Source organism: Streptomyces spongiae (assembly GCF_009377185.1).
GTDB lineage: Bacteria > Actinomycetota > Actinomycetes > Streptomycetales > Streptomycetaceae > Streptomyces > Streptomyces spongiae.
Genome location: NZ_VJZC01000831.1, coordinates 1 through 3,313, shown reverse-complemented (window position 1 = coordinate 3,313; position 3,313 = coordinate 1). Strand labels below are relative to the sequence as shown.

Sequence of the window (3,313 nt, the reverse complement as noted above, 5' to 3'; positions counted from 1 at the left end):
GTCCCTGACAGCCTGCGGCCATGACCGCGGTGCCGTACTCGACGAGGTCGGAGCCGTCCGGGGGACCGCCGGCCGCGAGGATGGGGAGGGGGCTTTCCGCCACGACCTCGGCCATCCGCTCCAGCGGCAGCGCCACGGAGGTTTTCACCATGTCCGCGCCCAGGTCGGCGGCCACATTGGCCAGATGGGCGAGGAGGGCCGGGGCGCGCGGGTCCTATATCCGGGGCCCGCGAGGGTAGATCATCGCGATCAGCGGCATGCCCCACGCGTCGCAGGAACGCGCCACCGCCCCGAGATCGGCCAGCTGCTGGGCCTCGGTGTCCGAGCCGATGTTGACGTGGACGCTCACCGCGTCCGCGCCGAGCCGCAGCGCCTCCTCGACGTCGGCGACCAGCACCTTGGCGTGCACGTCGGCGGAGTGGGCGGTGCTGGCGCTCAGGTGCACCACCAGAGCGCAGCTCTTGAGGATGTCCGGCGCGAAGGCGCGGACCCGTCCCTTGTGGACGATGATCCCGTCGGCTCCGCCGTCCACCAGGGCGCGCAACAGGTCGTCCCACTTGTCGGCGGGGACGATCGGGCCGTCCGAAACGCTGTGGTCGAGCGGCACGAGGAGATGCCGACCGTCCCCCGCCAGCGAAAGTCTTCTCAAGCGAAATAACTTGCCGGTTTTGAGCATGGGTAATACGCCTTCCCTGCCCGAAAATCGATGGTCGTAGAACTTTCAATCTCCAGCGGGCGCCAGCATTCCGTGCGTAATCAGTCGTTGGCAAGGTGTAATGACGGCCAAATATTCATACAGGCGAGTGCAAGAGTATTGACAGCGAGTTGACAGGTTGGGAGGGGTTGACGCTCCGGGGGATGCGTGTTCGCGCCCACTTCCATGCATTAGGTCGATCTGTCCGAACTCGTAGCCGCATCAGGTGCTTTATTGTCACTGGCGCGTGTAAATAGCCGACCCATTGTGGAAATTGAATTCCCGGGATTATGGTGCCTTCCGCTCCCCACCTGTCCCGCTCCTCGCCTGGAAGTGATTCCCCCATGCCCGAATTACCGTCCAATGCCGCGCCGGTGATCGTTGCGTCCCCAGGGGCCACACCCGGGAGCGCGAGGACCGAGGCGCCGCGGGTCGCTGCCGCGAGCCTGGTCGGCACGACGATCGAGTACTACGACTTCGCGGTGTACGGCACCGCCAGCGCGCTCGTTCTCGGCCCCGCCTTCTTTCCCTCCGGCAACGCCACCGTCTCCTCCCTCGCCGCGTTCCTCACGTTCGCCGCGGCTTTCCTCGCCCGCCCGCTCGGCGTGGCACTGTTCGGGACGATCGGCGACCGCGTCGGCCGCCGCCGGGCCCTGGTCGTCTCCCTCCTCCTGATGGGCGTGGCGACGGTCGGCATAGGACTGCTCCCGACCTACGAGACCGCCGGAGTCCTCGCCCCCGTCCTGCTGGTGACGCTCCGTCTGGTGCAGGGCGTGAGCATGGGCGGGGAGTGGGGCGGGGCGGTGCTGCTCGCCGCGGAGCACGCGCCGCCCGGACGCCGCGCGCTGTACGCGTCCATCCCTCAGGCCGGCCCCTCGCTCGGTTTCCTGCTGTCCAGCGCGGTCATCCTGCCCACCCTGAACCTCGCCGGCCGGGACGCCTTCACGGACTGGGCCTGGCGGATCCCGTTCCTGCTCAGCACCGTGCTCGTCGTGATCGGCCTGTGGGTGCGTACGACGGTTTCCGAGTCGCCGCTGTTCACGCCGCCGGCAGACCGTTCCCCGCGTTTCCCGCTGGCAACGCTTCTCACCCGGCACCCCGGTCGGCTGTTGCTCGGCATCGGCGCCGCGCTGGGCGGCTCGGCCGTCTACTACCTGACGATCGTCTACAGCCTCTCGTACGGACCGAAGGAACTCGGCATCCCCCAGAACACGATGCTGACCGCCGCGAGCGTCGGCGCGGCGGCCGGAATCGCCGTCACCGTCCCGGCCGCCAGGCTGGCCGACCGGATCGGCCGTCGTCCGGTGATGCTGACGGGAGCCGTGGGCTGCGTGATCTGGGCGGTACCCATGTACGCCTCGCTGAGTTCAGGCGATGCCTGGGTGATCACTGGCGCCTACACGGTCGGGCTCATGCTGCTCGCGCTGATGTTCTCGCCGGTGGCGGCCTTCCTCCCCGAGCTCTTCCCGGCGCGGCTGCGCTACACCGGCGCCTCCGCGGCCTTCATCCTCGCCAACACCCTCGGAGGCGGCTTCGCCCCGCTCGTCGCCACCTGGCTCAACAGCCAGTGGGAGACACCGCTGGTCCTCGGCTTCTACACCGGCGGACTCTGCTTGCTGAGTTTCCTGTGTCTGTGGGCTCTGCCGGAGACCCGCGATCAGCGGTTCGAAGCCTGACGCACGGTCTCCAGCAGTTCGCGGGCCATCCGGTGCGCGGGGGCCTCGGTCTGTTCGGCGACGCGGCGGAAGGTGTCCTGGGCCGGGCGGGCCGGCCAGTCGGGTGGGAGGTGGCGGGCCGGGAGTCTGGGGTCGGTGCGGATGGTCCACAGCCATTCGCTGACCAGCCGCAGCCGCGTGGCGATCGGGTCGTCCCCGGAGCCGGCGTTCAGGTGGGCCGTCCAGCGTTTGTCGAAGGTGACGTAACGGGCGGCGATGCTCTCCAGGTCCCAGGTGTCGCGGATCATGAGCCCGATGTCGGTGGACTCGTCGGCCCGGGAGTGGAAGATCTTGACGTGGTCGGTGAGCCCGAGTTCCGCGACCACGTCGGCGACGTCGACCTTTCCGGGGGCGATCCACAGCCCGCTGTACAGCGCGCCGAACCCGGACCAGGTGAGCCGCGAGCGCAGGTCGTGGCGCTGGCGCTTCCAGGAGTCGGGGAGGGAGAAGCCCAGGAGCGTCCAGCCGCCGTCCCAGTCGTCGTTGACGGCGCCCTGCTTCCAGATGCGGGTACGGCCGTCCTCCAGGACGCGTGTCGCCTGCGGGGTCAGGCCGAAGTGCATCCTGCGTCCCTCGCGCCGGCGCCGCAGCAGGCCGCGGTTGACCATGCGGGTCAGCGTGGACCGTACGGCCTGTTCACCGACCCCGACGCGGCCGAGGACGTCGATGATGCTGCCCGAGTAGACGCACAGGTCCCCCTCTTCCAGGACGTGGTTGCCGAAGAAGGTGAGCATGAGCGACTGCGGGCGCGACTGCGGCCCGTCCGAGGTGTCCAGGATGTCGTCGTTCTCCACGGTGGAAAGCGTACGGCCGCCCGCCGACAACGCGGTGGGCGGCCGTACGGCGTCACCGGCCGTCACTGGCCGTCGGCGGGGTGGGCGAGGTCGTAGGGGCGCAGGTACGG

Annotated in this window: 2 protein-coding genes and 1 pseudogene; 1 reads left to right on the top strand and 2 read right to left on the bottom strand. The window is 69.2% G+C overall.

What is annotated here, in order from left to right; genetic code table 11:
- Nucleotides 1–676, bottom strand: a pseudogene (locus tag FNH08_RS47435) (2-amino-3,7-dideoxy-D-threo-hept-6-ulosonate synthase); the annotation flags it as partial.
- A gap of 362 nt (nucleotides 677–1,038) precedes the next feature.
- On the opposite strand from FNH08_RS47435, the gene FNH08_RS47430 reads away from it, so the two are divergent.
- Complete coding sequence (locus FNH08_RS47430; protein ID WP_152778104.1) at nucleotides 1,039–2,370, top strand: MFS transporter; 1,332 nt, start codon at nucleotides 1,039–1,041, stop codon at nucleotides 2,368–2,370.
- Here the strand turns inward: FNH08_RS47430 and FNH08_RS47425 are convergent.
- Entirely contained in the window at nucleotides 2,352–3,203 is an 852-nt protein-coding gene (locus FNH08_RS47425; protein WP_322726582.1) for a PaaX family transcriptional regulator, read from the bottom strand. The two genes, FNH08_RS47430 and FNH08_RS47425, sit on opposite strands and share 19 nt — an antisense overlap.
- Nucleotides 3,204–3,313: the final 110 nt, after the last annotated feature.